The 16,655-nt window shown below is 71.3% G+C and carries 12 protein-coding genes; 7 read left to right on the top strand and 5 right to left on the bottom strand.

Annotation, left to right across the window (positions count from 1 at the left end; all coding sequences use genetic code 11):
* Window positions 1-6: 6 nt before the first annotated feature.
* From FFT10_RS22450 to FFT10_RS22430, 5 genes are read right to left on the bottom strand one after another with little or no spacing between them, the layout of a single operon-like run.
* The gene (locus FFT10_RS22450) at window positions 7-1,236 is read right to left on the bottom strand and encodes a geranylgeranyl diphosphate reductase (protein ID WP_137735120.1); all 1,230 of its coding nucleotides are present in this window, start codon (window positions 1,234-1,236) and stop codon (window positions 7-9) included.
* A complete protein-coding gene (locus FFT10_RS22445; RefSeq protein ID WP_228027247.1) occupies window positions 1,233-2,600 on the bottom strand; it encodes a BCD family MFS transporter in 1,368 nt (455 codons plus the stop codon). Before FFT10_RS22445 ends, FFT10_RS22450 begins: the two co-directional genes overlap by 4 nt.
* Window positions 2,597-3,520, bottom strand: a complete 924-nt coding sequence (chlG, locus tag FFT10_RS22440; protein ID WP_373282579.1) for a chlorophyll synthase ChlG — start codon at window positions 3,518-3,520, stop codon at window positions 2,597-2,599. The genes FFT10_RS22445 and chlG overlap by 4 nt, the downstream gene beginning before the upstream one ends.
* Window positions 3,521-3,571: 51 nt before the next feature.
* Entirely contained in the window at window positions 3,572-5,029 is a 1,458-nt protein-coding gene (gene ppsR, locus FFT10_RS22435; protein WP_137735118.1) for a transcriptional regulator PpsR, read from the bottom strand.
* 34 nt (window positions 5,030-5,063) lie between these two features.
* Window positions 5,064-5,999: a cobalamin B12-binding domain-containing protein gene (locus tag FFT10_RS22430; protein WP_137735117.1), complete on the bottom strand. Its 936-nt coding sequence runs from the start codon at window positions 5,997-5,999 to the stop codon at window positions 5,064-5,066.
* A gap of 231 nt (window positions 6,000-6,230) precedes the next feature.
* On the opposite strand from FFT10_RS22430, the gene bchF reads away from it, so the two are divergent.
* The 7 genes from bchF to FFT10_RS22395 are packed head-to-tail and all read left to right on the top strand — an operon-like array spanning window position 6,231 to window position 16,646.
* Window positions 6,231-6,767: a 2-vinyl bacteriochlorophyllide hydratase gene (gene bchF, locus FFT10_RS22425; RefSeq protein WP_137735116.1), complete on the top strand. Its 537-nt coding sequence runs from the start codon at window positions 6,231-6,233 to the stop codon at window positions 6,765-6,767.
* The gene (locus tag FFT10_RS22420; RefSeq protein WP_137735115.1) at window positions 6,764-8,071 is read left to right on the top strand and encodes a ferredoxin:protochlorophyllide reductase (ATP-dependent) subunit N; all 1,308 of its coding nucleotides are present in this window, start codon (window positions 6,764-6,766) and stop codon (window positions 8,069-8,071) included. The genes bchF and FFT10_RS22420 overlap by 4 nt, the downstream gene beginning before the upstream one ends.
* A gap of 12 nt (window positions 8,072-8,083) precedes the next feature.
* Window positions 8,084-9,739 (top strand): ferredoxin:protochlorophyllide reductase (ATP-dependent) subunit B, encoded by a 1,656-nt coding sequence (bchB, locus tag FFT10_RS22415; RefSeq protein ID WP_137735114.1) that lies wholly within the window; start codon window positions 8,084-8,086, stop codon window positions 9,737-9,739.
* Window positions 9,711-13,535, top strand: coding sequence for a magnesium chelatase subunit H (locus FFT10_RS22410; RefSeq protein ID WP_137735113.1), 3,825 nt, complete (start codon window positions 9,711-9,713; stop codon window positions 13,533-13,535). The genes bchB and FFT10_RS22410 overlap by 29 nt, the downstream gene beginning before the upstream one ends.
* Window positions 13,532-14,455: a ferredoxin:protochlorophyllide reductase (ATP-dependent) iron-sulfur ATP-binding protein gene (gene bchL, locus FFT10_RS22405; protein ID WP_137735112.1), complete on the top strand. Its 924-nt coding sequence runs from the start codon at window positions 13,532-13,534 to the stop codon at window positions 14,453-14,455. Before FFT10_RS22410 ends, bchL begins: the two co-directional genes overlap by 4 nt.
* A 20-nt stretch (window positions 14,456-14,475) precedes the next feature.
* Window positions 14,476-15,189, top strand: coding sequence for a magnesium protoporphyrin IX methyltransferase (gene bchM / locus FFT10_RS22400; RefSeq protein ID WP_137735111.1), 714 nt, complete (start codon window positions 14,476-14,478; stop codon window positions 15,187-15,189).
* Window positions 15,186-16,646, top strand: a complete 1,461-nt coding sequence (locus FFT10_RS22395; protein ID WP_137735110.1) for a BCD family MFS transporter — start codon at window positions 15,186-15,188, stop codon at window positions 16,644-16,646. Before bchM ends, FFT10_RS22395 begins: the two co-directional genes overlap by 4 nt.
* The last annotated feature ends 9 nt before the right edge of the window (window positions 16,647-16,655 follow it).

The following is a 16,655-nucleotide window of genomic DNA, read 5'->3' as shown; positions in this document are numbered from 1 at the left end:
GCCGCCTCACACCCGCACCAGGCCCAGCAGGTGCGCCATGTCCTTGAAGAAGATGCGGACGTGGGCCATCGGCTTCTTGCGCACCAGGCGCTTGTTCATGTAGGCGTCGAAGGTCAGCTGCTGCACGTCCTTGTCCTTGCAGATGCTGACGAAGCGCTCGCGGCGCTTGTCGCTGGAATACCAGAAGCGCTGCATGATGCCCAGCACCCAGAAGACGCGGCCATGCTCGCGCATGAACAGCTTGCGTGCCTGGCCCAGGCAGCGGGGCGAGGCGCCTTCCAGCAGCGCGCCCACCGCCGTGGCGGCATGCCGGCCGCTGGCCATGGCGTAGTAGATCCCCTCGCCCGACGACGGCGCGATCACGCCGGCGGCATCGCCCACCACCACCACGTCGCGGCCGTTGTCCCAGCGCTTGAGCGGCTTCATCGGCAGTGGCGCACCCTCGCGGCGGATGGTGCGGGCGCCGGCCAGGCCGGCGTCGGCGCGCAGCGTGGCCACGGCGCTGCGCAGGCTGAAGCCCTTGTCGGCGCTGCCGGTGCCGATCGACAGCGTCTTGCCGTGCGGGAACACCCAGCCATAGAAGTCGGGCGAGATGCTGCCGCGGTAGACCACGTCGCAGCGGGTCGGGTCGTAGCCCGCGGGCTGCTGCTCGGGCAGGGCGATGATCTCGTGGTACGCGAACACGCAGGCCACCTTCTCGATGCCCGGGATGGCCTGCTGTGCCACCGCGGAGCGGGCGCCGTCGGCCCCGATCACCGCCTTGGCCCGCACCGACCACAGCGGGCCGTCGGCCTCGGCCCCATCGCCGCCGCTGGGCCGGTAGAGGATCATCGCGGTGCCGTCGGCGTCGCGCTCCAGCCGCTCGAAGCGGCCGCTGCGGCGCTGGGCCCCGTGGCTGGCGGCGCGTTCGCGCAGCCATTCGTCGAAGTGCTCGCGGTCGACCATGCCGACGAAGCCGCCTTCGATCGGGATGTCGACCCGCACATCCGACGGCGACACCATGCGCGCCGAGTGCGCGCGCGCGGCCAGCTGCGAATCGGGGATGGCGAAGTCCTTGATCAGCCGCGGCGGGATGGCACCGCCACAGGGCTTGATGCGGCCGGCGCGGTCGAGCAGCAGCACCTTGCGGCCCTGGCGGGCCAGGTCGTCGGCCGCAGTGGCGCCGGCGGGTCCGCCGCCCACCACCACCACATCGAAAGTCTCTGGCGTCGCTGCCGTGCTGGGCTTGGGTGTCATGTCGCCGCTCCGAGATCGTTGGCGTGGGTGAGGCTGCCGCGCCGCGGGCCGGCGGCGGGGCTGGGGGAGGGTGCAGGCGCCGGTACCGCAACGCGCCAGGCCAGCGCGGCGGCCACCAGGAACAACAGGGCTTCGAGCGCGAACACCGCCGCGTAGGCCGTGCCCGGGCTGCCGATCAGGCGGCGTGTCAGATCGCTGGCGGCTGCGCCCAGCAATCCGCCGAGGCCGAAGGCCACGGCCTGCGCCGCGCCCCACAGGCCCATGCGCACGCCTTCGCGGCCGGGGCTGCCCTCGGTGGCCAGGGCCATCATGGCGCCGATGGCAGCGATGGAGAACGCGCCGTTGGACACGCCCAGCAGGAACACCGTGGCCCGCAGCGGCCAGGCCGGGCCCAGCAGACCGGCGGCCACCAGGCCGGCCATGGCCAGCGCCGAGGCGATGCAGCCACCCACCACCCAGCCGCGCAGCGAGCCCAGTGCGCGGCCGGCCAGGCGCCGGCCGGCGAACGCGGCCATCAGCATGCCCAGCAGCACGCCGCCGTGCTGCACGCCGGACAGCTGGGTGCTCTCGCCGGGCGTGTAGCCATGCACCAGGCCGGCGAACGGCTCCAGGATCAGGTCCTGCGCGCTGTAGGCCAGCATCGAGACGAAGACGAAGATGGTGAAGCGGCGGGCGTCGGCGTCGGCCCACACCTGGGCCAGCGCGGTGCGGAAGTCGGGCTTGGGGGCCTCGGCCTCGGCGTGGGCAGGCCGCTGCGCCGTCTCCACGCCCCACACCGCCAGCAAGGCCACCACCAGGGCGAGCAGGCACACGCCGCCGCACACCTGCAGCAGGCGGGCCGGGGTGTACGGATCCAGCAGCTTGCCGCTGATGCCGGCGGTGACGGCGAAGCCGACGATCATCATCAGCCACACCGTGGTGGCGGCGGCGGCGCGGCGCTCGGCCGCCACCCGCTTGGCCAGCAGCACCAGCAGCGAGGTGCCGGCAGCGCCGACGCCCAGGCCGATCAGCACGAAGGCGGCCACCGCCAGCACGATGCCGGCCGCCGGAGCGCTGCCCATCCACACCGTGGCCAGCGCCGCCAGGAAGCCGCCGGACGCCAGCACCGCCATGCCGCCGATGATCCACGGCGTGCGCCGGGCCGTCACGTCGCTGCCATGGCCCAGCCTGGGCCGCAGCATCTGCACCAGGTAGTGCAGCGCCACCAGGGCGCCGGGCAGCAGCGCCGGCAGGGCCAGCTCCACCACCATCACCCGGTTCAGCGTCGAGGTGGTGGTGACCACCACCGCACCCAGGCAGGCCTGTACCAGGCCCAGCCGCAGGATCTGCACCCACCCGAAGTGCTGACCGGCCGCGGTGCTCACCCCGTCTGCCCCGTCGTCGCGCGCAGCGCGAAGGCGCTGACCAGCATGCCGAGCACGAAGAAGTTGATGCCCAGCGCGCTGTACCAGGTGGCGCGCTCGCGCGGTGCGGCCAGGAAGCGCCACATCAGGCCCAGCTGCACTGCCAGCAGGCCGGCCACGCCCAGCGCATGGCCGATGGCGCCCCACTCGATCAGCATGGCCACCACCACCGCCTGCGGCCCGGCCATCAGGAAGCAGGCGGCGCGGGCGGCGCCGTCCACGCCCAGGCGCACCGGCAGCGAGCCGATGCCCATCTGCTTGTCGCCCTCGATCGACTTGAAGTCGTTCAGCGTCATGATGCCGTGCGCGCCCACGCTGTAGAGCAGGGCCAGCAGCATCGAGCGCTCGCTGGGCCAGCCGCCGGCGGCCATCACCGCGGCACCGGTGATCCAGGCCAGGCCTTCATAGGACAGCCCGCAGGCCGCGTTGCCCCACCAGCCGTTGCGCTTCAGGCGCAGCGGCGGCGCGCTGTAGGCCCAGGCCAGCAGCAGGCCCACGGCCGCAGCGGCAAAGCCCACCGGCCCCAGCACCAGGCCCACGGCCAGCGACAGCAACGTCCACAGCACCGCGATGTACAGCCCCCAGCGGCCCGGCATGCGGCCCGACGGGATCGGCCGGTTCGGCTCGTTGATGGCATCGACATGGCGGTCGAACCAGTCGTTCACCGCCTGGCTGGTGGCGCAGACCAGCGGCCCGGCCAGCAGCACGCCCACCAGCACCAGGCCCCAGCGCTCGGACACCGGCGCGCCCGAGGCCACGACGCCGCAGCCAAAGGCCCACATCGGCGGGAACCAGGTGATCGGCTTGAACAGCTCGGCGACGGTGGACAGTGCAGGCCTGGACATGCGTCCATTCTTCAGCCTGACACGCAAAAGTGTCAACCGGGATTTACAGGAGGCCGGGCATGCGAACCGGTGCCCGGCGGGGGCCGGCTACTTGTCGACGCCCGGTCCCAGGTCGCCCAGCCCGTAGCGCCGCAGCTTGACGTACAGGCTTTGCCGCGACAGGCCCAGGATCTCGGCGGCCGAGGCGCGGTTGTCGCGGGTGAGCTCCAGCGCGGCCTCGATGCAGCGCTTCTCGATCAGGTCCGTCGTCTCGCCGACGATGTCCTTCATCGGCACCCGGCCCACCAGCTCGGTGAGCTGGTTGACCGAACGCGGCAGCGCCTGGGTGGCCGCCGCCTCCGGCTGCAGCCGGCGGCCGACATCGCGCACGGTGAAGCCCAGCAGCATCGGATCGGACCGGGTGACGGTGACGGCCGAGATCTCGACCTCGGTGTTGGCGCCGAACTCGCCGCGCAGCGTGGTGGCGAACAGCTTGACCGTGCCACGCTGGCGCAGGTTGGAGACCAGCACGCCCAGGTCGACGTCGGTGCGCCCCAGCCAGCGCTCCAGCGACTGGCCGCGCATCTGCTCCTCACCGGCCACCTGGCACAGCGTCAGGAATTCGGCATTGGCGGCCTGCACCAGGCCGTCCAGGTCGGTCACCACCAGGCCGTCGGGCGCGCCCTGGGCCAGCTGCAGCAGCATGGCCGATTCGGCGCCGTGGGCCTGGGCGGCCTGGCTGTCGATGCGTGACAGCCGCACCAGCAGCAAGTGGGACTGGTCCTGGTGCAGCAGCGAGGCCGACACCTGCACCGCGCTGCGGCCTTCGGCCAGCTCGGCGTTGACCGGGTCGGCGCGGCCGGTGCGCCGTGCGGTGGCCAGCAGGCCGGCCACCAGCTTCGTGCTGCGCGCGGTGAGCCCCAGCGGGAACACCTGGCCCACCATCTTGTCTGCTGGCGTGCCCATCATCGTGACGGCGGCCGGGTTGGCCTCCAGCACCCGCCCGGTGCCGGCGTCGATCACCAGCACGGCCTCGCCAGCCATCTGGAACAGCTGGCGGTAGCGCAGCTCGGCCTGCCGGAAGCGGGCGTAGTCGCGCTCGACCGACAGCTGGGCTTCCACCAGGCGCTGCTGCAGCGCCATGGTCACCCGCTGGTCGCGGCCGAAGGCGAACCAGCGCGCCGGGTGGCGGCCCTGCGCCGGGATGGCATGGCTGGCGAAGCTCAATGCCATGGTGCCGCCGTCGGGCTGCGGGTGGTTGATCTGCCGCCAGCGCATGGCGCCGGGCGCCGGCGGTGCCAGCAGCGCACGGATCTTGGGGTGGCTGTCCTCGGTGACGGTGTCGACCCAGCGCTGGCCGATCCACTCGTCCCCCAGCTCGGCGGCCAGGGCCTCGTCGCCATAGGCGATGTCGATGATCGTGCCGGTGTCATCCAGCACCAGGGTGATGTCGGCTGCGGTGCACAGCAGCAGCGAGATCGCCTGCGGACTGAGGTCCGCGAGGGTCTGGCTGGCCAGCGTGAACTCCCCCAGCGCGCGGGGGACAGCCGGCTTCTTCTTTTTCATGCCGGAAATTCCTGTTGCCGGAGTGCGTGGCGGTTCAGAACCCTTTGACGCGTCGGCCGAGCAGGCGCTCGGCCAGGGCGGGCGCATGCTGGCCATCGGTGACGACACCGTCGGCGCCCAGTTGTTCCACCAGCTCGGGGTGGGTGACGAACAGCGGCCCGCCGACCATCACGGCCACCGAGCGGTTGTGTGACAGCCGCCGCACCTTGGCAATGCACGAGAGCATGCTCTCCAGGCGCGTGGTGCTGCCCGCGGAGATGCCCACCAGATCGAACCATTCTTCCTTGACCTTGTCTTCGAACCCGGTGGCCTGCGGGTCCATCACGCCCACCACTTCCCAGCCCGCCCGGGCGAAGAATTCGGCCACCATCGACAACCCGAAAGTATGCTGGTCGCCGGGTGCGGGCATCAACAACGCGCGGCGGCCACCGGCTGGCGGATCGATCTCGGTGCCGAACGCGGTGCTCAGGCCGCGCATGATCTGCTGCAGCCGCCCCATGCCGACAGTGACGTCGGCAAAGTGGCAGCGGTCATCGTCCCACAGTTCACCCAGGTGCCGGGCGGCGGGCGCCAGCAGGCCGACGTAGAGCGATTCGACGCTGACGCCACGCGCGCGCTGCGCCGCCAGGTGGCCGTGGATGCCGGCGTCGTCACGGTCCATCACCAGCTGGGTGAAGGCCAGCACCTCGGCCCGGGTCGGCAGGTTCAGCTCGGCGCTGCCGGCAGCCACGGGCGCCTGCGCATGCGCCCTCACCAGGCGCGGGATGATGTCGTGCTCGATGGTGCTGACCAGCCGCGACAGCCGCTCTTCGACCGCGGGGCGCTGTGCGGCCAGGCGGGCCCAGGCATTGGGGCCATCGTCGGCATTGACGGCCTGCATCTCTGCCCAGCAATCGGGTTGCTCGGCGCTGTGCCAGTCGGCGGCGGGCGCGTCTGAGGCGCTTGTATTGTCTCGTTGGATGCGGCTCACTGCGATCTCCTCCACCAGGGTTCCACGTGCAGCCGGCACCAAAGCGGCAGGCTCAACGGGCACCCGGGCAGTCGTCAAGCGTCTGTCGTTCGGAACTCGGATCGAATGTCAGTTCCTCCCCAGGGTCCGTCAAGTGGGGGGCAATGCCGAGTTGAGCACAAGGTTAATGTCAGGCGTGAAAGACGTCAACCCGGATTGACACTTTGCGGGCGCCCCTCTAGATTCCGGTCCATGCCCAGTCTCCGGACCAGTTCCCCGCTTCGCCCGGCCCCGGCCCGCGCCGCCCGTGCCCCGCTGTACACCCCGGAGCAGCGCGTCCGGCGCGACGCCAGCAAGTGGACGCTGGTGCAGGGTCTGCTGGCGCCTTTGCAGTTCCTGGTGTTCGCCGTCAGCCTGGTGCTGGTGCTGCGCTACCTGGCCACCGGCGCCGGCCTGGAGGCGGCCACCCTCTCGGTGGTGGTGAAAACCCTGACGCTGTACACCATCATGGTCACCGGCTGCATCTGGGAGAAGGTGGTCTTCGGTCAGTACCTGTTTGCCCCCGCCTTCTATTGGGAAGACGTGTTCAGCATGGGGGTGCTGGCATTGCACACCGCCTACCTGGCGGCGCTGTACACCGGCGCGCTCGATGCCCGCGGCCAGATGCTGCTGGCGCTGGCGGCCTATGCCGCCTACCTGATCAACGCCGGCCAGTTCCTCTGGAAGCTGCGCATGGCCCGGCTCGACATGGCGCGTGCCGACGCCGCACTGGCAGGAGCCGCCCGATGAGCGCCGTGATCCCCATCCAGTCCGACACGGGTTGCACCGACGCCCCGGTGCTGCGTGAACGCGGCCAGCGCGAGGTGTTCTGCGGCCTCACCGGCATCGTCTGGCTGCACCGCAAGATCCAGGATGCCTTCTTCCTGGTGGTGGGTTCGCGCACCTGCGCCCACCTGCTGCAGAGCGCCGCCGGCGTGATGATCTTCGCCGAGCCGCGCTTCGCCACCGCCATCATCGACGAGCGCGACCTCGCTGGCCTGGCCGACGCCCAGGACGAGCTTGACCGCGTGGTGCAGCAGCTGCTGGCGCGCCGGCCCGAGATCAAGCTCCTGTTCCTGGTCGGCAGCTGCCCGTCGGAGGTGATCAAGCTCGACCTGTCGCGCGCTGCCCAGCGCCTGTCGACCCGCCACCTGCCCAACGTGCGGGTGCTCAGCTACTCGGGCAGCGGCATCGAGACCACGTTCACCCAGGGCGAGGACGCCTGCCTGGCCGCGCTGGTGCCCGAGATGCCGGTGGCCCCGGCCGCTGCGCCGCCCACGCTGCTGGTGGCCGGCGTGCTGGCCGATGTGGTCGAAGACCAGTTCCAGCGCCTGTTCGCCGCCATGGGCCTGGGCCCGGTGCAGTTCTTCCCGCCGCGGCGCGCCGGGGCGCTGCCGGCCATCGGGCCGAACACCAAGCTGCTGCTGGCCCAGCCTTTCCTGGCCGACACCGCCCGGGCCCTGGAGGCGCGTGGCGCCCAGCGCCTGGTGGCGCCGTTCCCGCTGGGCGCCGAGGGCACCGAGGCCTGGCTGCAGGCCGCCGCCACCGCCTTCGGCATCGCCCCGGCGGTGTTCCAGCAGGCCATCGGCCCGGCCAAGGCCCGGGCGCTGCAGGCCACCGCGGCGCACCGGCCGCGCCTGGCCGGTCAGCGCATCTTCTTCTTCCCCGATTCGCAGCTGGAGCTGCCGCTGGCGCGCTTCCTGTCGCGCGAGATGGGCATGCAGCTCACCGAGGTGGGCACGCCTTACCTGCACCGCAGCCACATGGCGGCCGAGCTGGCGTTGCTGCCCGCCGGCACCACGCTGTCCGAAGGCCAGCATGTGGACAGCCAGCTCGACCGTTGCCGCGCGCTGGCGCCCGATCTGGTGGTCTGCGGCCTGGGCCTGGCCAACCCGCTGGAGGCCGAGGGCATGACCACCAAGTGGGCGATCGAGCTGGTGTTCAGCCCGATCCAGGGCTTCGACCAGGCCGGCGATCTGGCCGAATTGTTTGCCCGCCCGTTGCTGCGCCGCCACAAGCTGGGCATCCCCCCGGCTGTGCGCGCCGCCGCCTGACAGGGTCTGCACATGCAGCTCACGCTCTGGACCTATGAAGGCCCGCCGCATGTCGGCGCCATGCGCATCGCCACCGCGATGCAGGACGTGCATTACGTGCTGCATGCGCCGCAGGGCGACACCTACGCCGACCTGCTGTTCACGATGATCCAGCGCAGCGACAAGCGCCCGCCGGTCACCTACACCACCTTTCAGGCGCGCGACCTGGGCGGTGACACCGCCGAGCTGTTCAAGACCGCCGCCAAGGATGCCTACGAGCGCTTCCGACCTGCCGCGATGCTGGTGGGATCGTCCTGCACTGCCGAACTGATCCAGGACGACCCGGGCGGCCTCGCCCAGGCCCTGGCCCTGCCGCTGCCGGTGGTGCCGCTCGAGCTGCCCAGCTACCAGCGCAAGGAAAACTGGGGCGCCGCCGAGACCTTCTACCAGCTGGTGCGCCACCTGTGCCCGGCGCCGGCGCAGCGGCCCGACCGCAGCGCCCCCCGGCCCACCGGCCAGCGCCCGCGCTGCAACCTGCTGGGCGCCACCGCGCTGGGCTTCCGCCACCGCGACGACGTGACCGAGGTCACCCGCCTGCTGGCCCGCCTGGGCGTGGACGTGCATGTCTGCGCGCCGCAGGGCGCCACCGTGGCCGACCTGCGCCGCCTGGCCGAGGCCGACTTCAACGTGGTGCTGTACCCCGAGATCGCCGGCATCGCCGCCGCGTGGCTCAAGCGCACCCATGCGCTGCCGCACACCACCGTCGTGCCCATCGGCATGGGCGCCACGCGGGATTTCATCGCCGAGGTGGCGCAGCTGGCCGGTATCGATGCCGCGCCGCTGCTGGCCGAGATCGGCGCCGACATGGGCGCCGGCGGCACCCGCGCGCCCTGGTATGCGCGCTCGGTCGACAGCACCTACCTCACCGGCAAGCGGGTGTTCGTCTTCGGCGACGCCAGCCATGCGGTGGCCGCCGCCCGGGTGGCGGCCACCGAGCTGGGCTTCACCGTGGTGGGCCTGGGCACCTACAGCCGCGAATTCGCCCGCGAGATCCGCGAAGCCGCCAAGCTCTATGGCGTCGAGCCGCTGATCAGCGACGACTACCTTCAGGTCGAGGCCGCCATCGCCGAGGCCCTGCCCGAGCTGGTGCTGGGCACGCAGATGGAGCGCCACATCGCGAAGCGCCTGGGCGTGCCCTGCGCGGTCATCTCCGCGCCGGTGCATGTGCAGGACTTCCCGGCGCGCTACTCGCCGCAGATGGGCATCGAAGGCGCGAACGTGCTGTTCGACACCTGGGTGCACCCGCTGATGATGGGCCTGGAAGAGCACCTGCTGGGCATGTTCAAGGGCGACATCGAGTTCCATGAGGATGCCGCGCCGTCCCACCTGGGCCGTGCCGGCACGCCGATGCAGGTGCAGATGCCCTCGCCATCGCCGGCTGTCTCCACCAACCCGGTGCAGGCCGCCGCCGCAGTGGAAGCCGCCGCGGTGCTGGCCACCGCCGCCCAGCGCGACGGCACGCCCACCGCCAGCACCTGGGCACAGGACGCCGAACTGGAGCTGAAGAAGATCCCGTTCTTCGTGCGTGGCAAGGCCCGCCGCAACACCGAGCGCTATGCGCAGGAACGTGGCCTGGCCACCATCACCGTCGAGACCCTGTATGACGCCAAAGCCCACTTCAGCCGCTGAAGCCAGGCGCGCCGTCGCCAGCACGCCCCTGCGGCTGGTCATCGTCACGATGGACTCGCACCTGGCCAGCTCGGTCGAGCGGGCCCGTCCGGCCCTGCGCCGTGAGTTCCCCGGCCTGCAGCTCAGCCTGCATGCCGCGTCCGAGTACGCCGGCAACGAGGCCGCCACCGCCCGCTGCGTCGCCGACATCGACGCCGCCGACATCATCGTCGCCGGCATGCTGTTCCTGGAAGACCACTTCCTGCCGATCCTGCCGGCGCTGCAGGCCCGGCGCGACCACTGCGATGCGATGGTCTGCATGGCCTCGGCCACCGAGGTGACCCGCCTCACCCGGCTGGGCCACTTCGACATGAGCAAGCCGGCCAGCGGCCCGATGGCGCTGCTGAAGAAGCTGCGTGGGGGTGGCAAGGACAAGCCGGCCACCGGCGGTGCCGCGCAGATGAAGATGCTGCGCCGCCTGCCGCAGATGCTGCGCTTCATCCCCGGCACGGCCCAGGATGTGCGGGCCTACTTCGTCGCGATGCAGTACTGGATGGGCGGCTCCGACGAGAACATGCTCAACCTCGTGCGGCATGTGATCGACCGTGGCGCAGGCGGCCCGCGCCAGGCCCTGCGTGGCCTGGTCAAGCCGCAGGCGCCGGTCGACTATCCCGAGCTGGGCGTCTACCACCCGCGCATGGCCGGCCGCCTGTCGGCCGACGCCGGCGGCTTGCCGCGGCCGGCCCAGGTACAGGGCACCGTGGGCCTGCTGCTGCTGCGCAGCTACCTGCTGTCGAACAACGCCGGCCACTACGACGGCGTGATCGCTGCATTGGAAGCCCGTGGCCTGCGTGTCATCCCGGCATTTGCCGCCGGGCTGGATTCGCGCCCCGCGATCGACCAGTACTTCCTGCAGGATGGCCGGCCGGTGGTGGATGCCGTGGTGTCGCTGACCGGCTTCTCGCTGGTGGGCGGCCCGGCCTACAACGATGCCAAGGCCGCCGAGGACGTGCTGTCCCGGCTGGACGTGCCCTACCTCGCCGCACACCCGGTGGAATTCCAGACCTTGGACCAGTGGGGCGGCTCCGACCGCGGCCTGCTGCCGGTGGAATCGACCATCATGGTGGCCATCCCCGAGCTGGACGGCGCCACCGGCCCGATCGTCTTCGGCGGCCGGCCCGGCGCGCCGGGCGTCACCTGCCAGGGCTGCGACCACCGCTGCACCTTCCAGGCCACCGACACCGCGCAGGACATGGCCAGCTGCCCCGAGCGGGCGCTGATGCTGGCCGGCCGCGTGGCCAAGCTGGTGGCGCTGCGCCGCAGCCAGCGGGCCCAGCGCAAGGTGGCGGTGGTGGTCTTCAACTTCCCGCCCAACGCCGGCAACATCGGCAGCGCCGCCTACCTGTCGGTGTTCGAGTCGATGTTCCACACCCTGGTGGCCATGCAGGCCCAGGGCTACACCGTCGACCTGCCCGCCAGCGTGGATGCGCTGCGCGAGGCGGTGCTGCAGGGCAATGCCCAGCAGCATGGTGCCGATGCCAACGTGCATGCGCTGATCCCCACCGACGACCATGTGCGGCGCGAGCGCTGGCTGGCCGAGATCGAGGGCCAGTGGGGCCCCGCGCCGGGCAAGCAGCTGAGCAACGGCCGCGCCATCTGGGTGCTGGGCCGGCAGTTCGGCAATGTGCTGGTGGCGGTGCAGCCGTCCTTCGGCTACGAAGGCGACCCGATGCGCCTGCTGTTCGAGCATGGCCTGGCGCCCACCCATGCCTTCTCGGCCTTCTACCGCTACCTGCGTGAAGACTTCGCCGCCGATGCCGTGCTGCACTTCGGCACCCACGGCGCGCTGGAATTCATGCCCGGCAAGCAGAGCGGCATGGCCGGCAGCTGCTGGCCCGACCGGCTGATCGGCGACCTGCCCAACATCTACCTGTACGCGTCGAACAACCCGTCCGAAGGCGCCATCGCCAAGCGCCGCGCCGGTGCCACGCTGATCAGCTACCTGACGCCGCCCATCGCCCAGGCCGGCCTGTACAAAGGCCTGAACGAGCTCAAGGGCAGCATCGAGCGCTGGCGCGCCGTGGCCCCGCAATCGGCCGAGCGGGCCGACCTGGCCGTGCTGCTGCAGAGCCAGGCCGCCGAGCTGGACCTGGCCGCCGCCGAGCCGCTGTGGGATGTGCCGGCCGGCGAGGCCGATGCCCGCGTGCTGGCCCTGGCCGACCAGGTGCTGGAGCTGGAATACACACTGATCCCGCATGGCCTGCATGTCACCGGCCGCGCGCCGTCAGCGGCCGAGCGGGTGGACATGCTGCTGGCCATGGCCGATGCCTCGCACGGCCGCAGCCTGCCGCGCGAGACGGTGGCCGCGCTGGTGGCCGGCCGGGGCATCGACGGGGCGCTGCAGGCCGGTGGTCTGCGCCGCGACGACGACAACCTGGCCCTGCTGCGCGAACTGGCCGACACCGACGCACTGCTGGCCGTCGATGCCGAGGTCCCGGCCCTGCTGCATGCGCTGGACGGTGGCTTCACCCGCCCGGCGCCCGGCGGCGACATCCTGCGCACGCCGGCGGTGCTGCCCACCGGCCGCAACATCCACGGCTTCGATCCGTTCCGCATCCCCAGCGCCTTCGCGGTGCAGGACGGCGCCAAGCAGGCCCAGCTGCTGCTGGACCGGCATGCGGCCGAGGGCCATCCGGCGCCCGAATCCATCGCCATGGTGCTGTGGGGCAGCGACAACCTGAAGAACGAAGGCGCCCCCATCGCCCAGGCCCTGGCCCTGATGGGCGCGCTGCCGCGCTTCGACAGCTATGGCCGCATCGCCGGCGCCACGCTGATCCCGCTGGCCACGCTGGGCCGGCCCCGGGTGGATGTGGTGATCACGCTCTCAGGCATCTTCCGCGACCTGATGCCGCTGCAGATCCGCCTGCTGGCCGAGGCCGCCTGGCTGGCCGCGTCGGCCGACGAGCCGGTGGCGATGAACTGGGTGCGCAAGCATGCGCTGGACTACCAGCAGGAGCACGGCTGCACGTTGGAGATCGCCGCGCTGCGCGTCTACGGCAATGCCGAAGGCGCCTACGGCTCCAACGTCAACAACCTGGTCGAGAGCGGCAAGTGGGACGGCGAGGATGAGCTGGCCGAGACCTACACCCGCCGCAAGGGCTTTGCCTACGGCCGCACCGGCCGCGCGGTGCAGCACACCGCCATGCTCAAGAGCGCACTGGCCGATGTGCAGCTGACCTACCAGAACCTGGATTCGGTGGAGCTGGGCGTGACCACGGTGGACAACTACTTCGACACCCTGGGCGGCATCACCCAGGCCGTCAAGGTGGCCAAGGGCGGTGCCACGCCGCCGGTCTACATCGGTGACCAGACCAAGGGTGACGGCGCGGTGCGCACCCTGCGTGAGCAGGTGGCGCTGGAAACCCGCACCCGCATGCTGAACCCCAAGTGGTACGAGGGCATGCTGGAACACGGCTACGAGGGCGTGCGCCAGATCGAGGTGCATGTCACCAACACCATGGGCTGGAGCGCCACCACCGGCCAGGTGCAGCCCTGGGTCTACAAGCAGCTGACCGAGACCTTCATGCTCGACCCCGAGATGCGGGACCGGCTGGCGAAGCTGAACCCCACCGCGTCGGCCCGCGTGGCCAATCGGCTGATCGAGGCGTCCGAGCGCAACTACTGGCAACCCGATGCCGCCACCCTGGACGCGCTGCGCCGGGTGGGTGAAGAACTGGAAGACCGCCTCGAAGGCGTCTTCGTCCCCTCCCATCCTGTCCCCGGGGCGGACAAGGCCACCGAAAGGGCCGCAGCATGAACATCGCCACCATCTCCCCCAGCCAGATCGCCCGCGGCCCCAAGCCCGGCGACCCGCGCCTCGACGGCGAGGGCAGCCAGCAGGTCCAGCTGGATCCGTCGGTCAAGATCGGCACGGCCAAGGTCTTCGCCATCTACGGCAAGGGCGGCATCGGCAAGAGCACCACCAGTTCCAACCTGAGCGCCGCCTTCAGCAAGATGGGCAAGCGGGTGCTGCAGATCGGCTGCGACCCCAAGCACGACAGCACCTTCACCCTGACCAAGAAGATGCTGCCCACCGTCATCGACATCCTCGAGACGGTGAACTTCCATGCCGAGGAACTGCGTGTCGAGGACTTCGTCTTCGAGGGCTACAACGGCGTGATGTGCGTCGAGGCCGGCGGCCCGCCGGCGGGCACCGGCTGCGGCGGCTACGTGGTCGGCCAGACCGTGAAGCTGCTGAAGGAACACCACCTGCTGGAAGACACCGACGTGGTGATCTTCGACGTGCTGGGCGATGTGGTGTGCGGCGGCTTTGCCGCGCCGCTGCAGCATGCCGACCGGGCCATGATCGTCACCGCCAACGACTTCGATTCGATCTTCGCGATGAACCGCATCGTGCAGGCCATCGGCGCCAAGGCCAAGAACTACAACGTGCGCCTGGGCGGCGTGATCGCCAACCGCAGCGATGCCACCGACCAGATCGAGAAGTACACCGACAAGATCGGCCTGAAGATCGCCGCGCAGTTCCCGTCGCTCGACGTGATCCGCCGCAGCCGGCTGAAGAAGTGCACCCTGTTCGAGATGGAGGCGTCGCCCGAACTGGAGGCGGTGCAGCGCGAGTACATGCGCCTGGCGGCCGACCTCTACCTCGGCAATGCCGAGTACAGCGCGGTGCCGATGAAGGACCGCGACATCTTCGACCTGCTCGGCTTCGACTGACCCGCCCCTTGCCTGACGCCATGAACAGCACCACCTACACCACCCGCCGCGGCGAGATCGAGCACTACTTCGACCGCACTGCCGTGGCGGCCTGGGAGAAGCTGACCAGCGACGCGCCGGTGGGCCGCATCCGCGCCACCGTGCGCGCCGGGCGCGACCAGATGCGCGCCACGCTGTTGTCGTGGCTGCCGGCCGACCTGCGTGGTCAGCGCCTGCTCGATGCCGGTTGCGGCACCGGTGCGCTGGCCATCGAGGCCGCCCGCCGCGGCGCCGAGGTGGTGGCCATCGACCTGTCGCCCACGCTGGTGAACCTGGCGCGTGAACGCGCGCCGGCCGACCTGGGCGCCGGCAGCATCGATTTCCGCAGCGGCGACATGCTCGATCCGGCCCTGGGCCAGTTCGACCATGTGGTGGCGATGGATTCCATCATCCACTACGGCACCGAGGATGCGGTGGCCGCGCTGTCCAAGCTGGCCGAGCGCACCCGCGGCTCGATCAACTTCACCTTCGCGCCGCGCACGCCGCTGCTGGCCGCGATGATCAGCGTGGGCCGGCTGTTCCCGCGCGGCGACCGCGCGCCCTGGCTCAACCCGATGGCCGCCGACCGCCTGGCCGCGATGCGCGCGCAGGATGCCGTGCTGCAGCACTGGCACGCCGGCCCCACGCACCGGGTCAACAGCGGCTTCTACAAGTCGCAGGCCCTGCAGTGGCGGGCACCGGGGCACCGGGCATGAGCCTGCAGCAGCTCGCCATCAAGGGCTGGACGCGGGTCGGGACCCGCTTCCTGCCCTTTGCCGATGCCGCCAGCACCGACCTGCCGCTGCCGCGCCTGCTGCGGCTGTCGCTGTTCCAGGTGTCGGTGGGCATGGCGCTGGCGCTGCTCAACGGCACGCTGAACCGGGTGATGATCGTCGAGCTGGCGGTGCCGGCCTGGCTGGTGAGCCTGATGGTGGCGCTGCCCATCGTCTTCGCGCCGCTGCGCGCCCTGGTCGGCCACCGGAGCGACAACCACTTCTCGGCCCTGGGCTGGAAGCGGGTGCCCTACATCTGGTTCGGCTCGCTGATGATGTTCGGCGGGCTGGCCATCATCCCGTTCGCGGTGCTGGTGCTCACCGGGCAGGGCGAAGGCCCGGCCTGGGTGGGCCAGGCCGGTGCGGCGCTGGGCTTCCTGCTGCTGGGCGCCGGCGTGCACACCACGCAGACCGCCGGCCTGGCGCTGGCCACCGACCTGGCGCCGCCGGCCACCCGCCCGCGGGTGGTGGCGCTGCTGTACGTGGCACTGCTGCTGGGCATGGTGGTCAGCTCGCTGGGCTTCAGCTGGCTGCTGGCCAACTTCAGCGGCACCCGGCTGGTGCAGGTGGTGCAGGGCGCTGCCGTGGTCACGATGCTGCTGAACGCCATCGCGCTGTGGAAGCAGGAGCCGCGCCGTCCGCGCGGTGCGCTGGCCGCCGAGCCGGCCGCCCCCAGCTTCCGCCAGGCCTGGTCGGCCTTCATCAACCTGCCGCGGGCGCGCCGGCTGATGTGGGCCGTGGGCCTGGGCACCGCGGCCTTCAGCATGCAGGACATCCTGCTCGAGCCCTACGGCGGCCAGATCCTGGGCCTGCCTGTGGGCAGCACCTCGGCGCTGACCGCGCTCACCGCCTGGGGTGCGCTGGCCGCCTTCGCGCTGGCCGCACGGCGGCTGCAGCAGGGTGCAGACCCGGTGCGCCTGGCGGCGCATGGCGCGCTGGTCGGCCTGGTGGCGTTCGCGCTGGTGATCTTTGCCAACCCGCTGGGCATGCCGCTGGTGTTCTACACCGGCGCGGTGCTGATCGGCCTGGGCGGCGGCCTGTTCGCCGTCAGCACGCTGACCGAGGCCATGGGCCTGGACGTGCGCACCGGCGCCGCCACCGGCCTGGGCCACGGCATCGCACTGGGCGCCTTCGGCGCGGTGCAGGCCACGGCCATGGGCGTCTCGGTGGCGGTGGGCGGTGGCCTGCGCGACGGGGTGGCCATGCTGGTCGACCACGGCGTGCTCGGCGGCGCGCTCGACAGCCCGGTCACCGGCTACGGCGTGGTCTACCACCTCGAGATCCTGCTGCTGTTCGCCACCCTGGTGGCCATCGGCCCGCTGGTGCGGCGCAGCCGCACGGCCGAGCCGGCTGACCGCGGCTCCAACCCCAAGTTCGGCCTCGCCGAGTTCCCCGGCTGACCCGACGCT

Source organism: Pseudaquabacterium pictum, from assembly GCF_005403045.1.
GTDB lineage: Bacteria > Pseudomonadota > Gammaproteobacteria > Burkholderiales > Burkholderiaceae_C > Pseudaquabacterium > Pseudaquabacterium pictum.
Note: the sequence above shows the minus strand (reverse complement) of the source record. Positions and strands in the feature narration are given on the sequence as shown.

Bases quoted from the DNA above. Each gene is read 5' to 3' on its own strand.
- bchM (WP_137735111.1), top strand. From the start codon at position 14,476: ATGAACAGCACCACCTACACCACCCGCCGCGGCGAGATCGAGCACTAC.
- FFT10_RS22450 (WP_137735120.1), bottom strand. From the start codon at position 1,236: ATGACACCCAAGCCCAGCACGGCAGCGACGCCAGAGACTTTCGATGTG.
- FFT10_RS22395 (WP_137735110.1), top strand. From the start codon at position 15,186: ATGAGCCTGCAGCAGCTCGCCATCAAGGGCTGGACGCGGGTCGGGACC.
- bchF (WP_137735116.1), top strand. From the start codon at position 6,231: ATGCCCAGTCTCCGGACCAGTTCCCCGCTTCGCCCGGCCCCGGCCCGC.
- ppsR (WP_137735118.1), bottom strand. From the start codon at position 5,029: ATGAAAAAGAAGAAGCCGGCTGTCCCCCGCGCGCTGGGGGAGTTCACG.
- FFT10_RS22410 (WP_137735113.1), top strand. From the start codon at position 9,711: ATGACGCCAAAGCCCACTTCAGCCGCTGAAGCCAGGCGCGCCGTCGCC.
- FFT10_RS22420 (WP_137735115.1), top strand. From the start codon at position 6,764: ATGAGCGCCGTGATCCCCATCCAGTCCGACACGGGTTGCACCGACGCC.
- bchB (WP_137735114.1), top strand. From the start codon at position 8,084: ATGCAGCTCACGCTCTGGACCTATGAAGGCCCGCCGCATGTCGGCGCC.
- bchL (WP_137735112.1), top strand. From the start codon at position 13,532: ATGAACATCGCCACCATCTCCCCCAGCCAGATCGCCCGCGGCCCCAAG.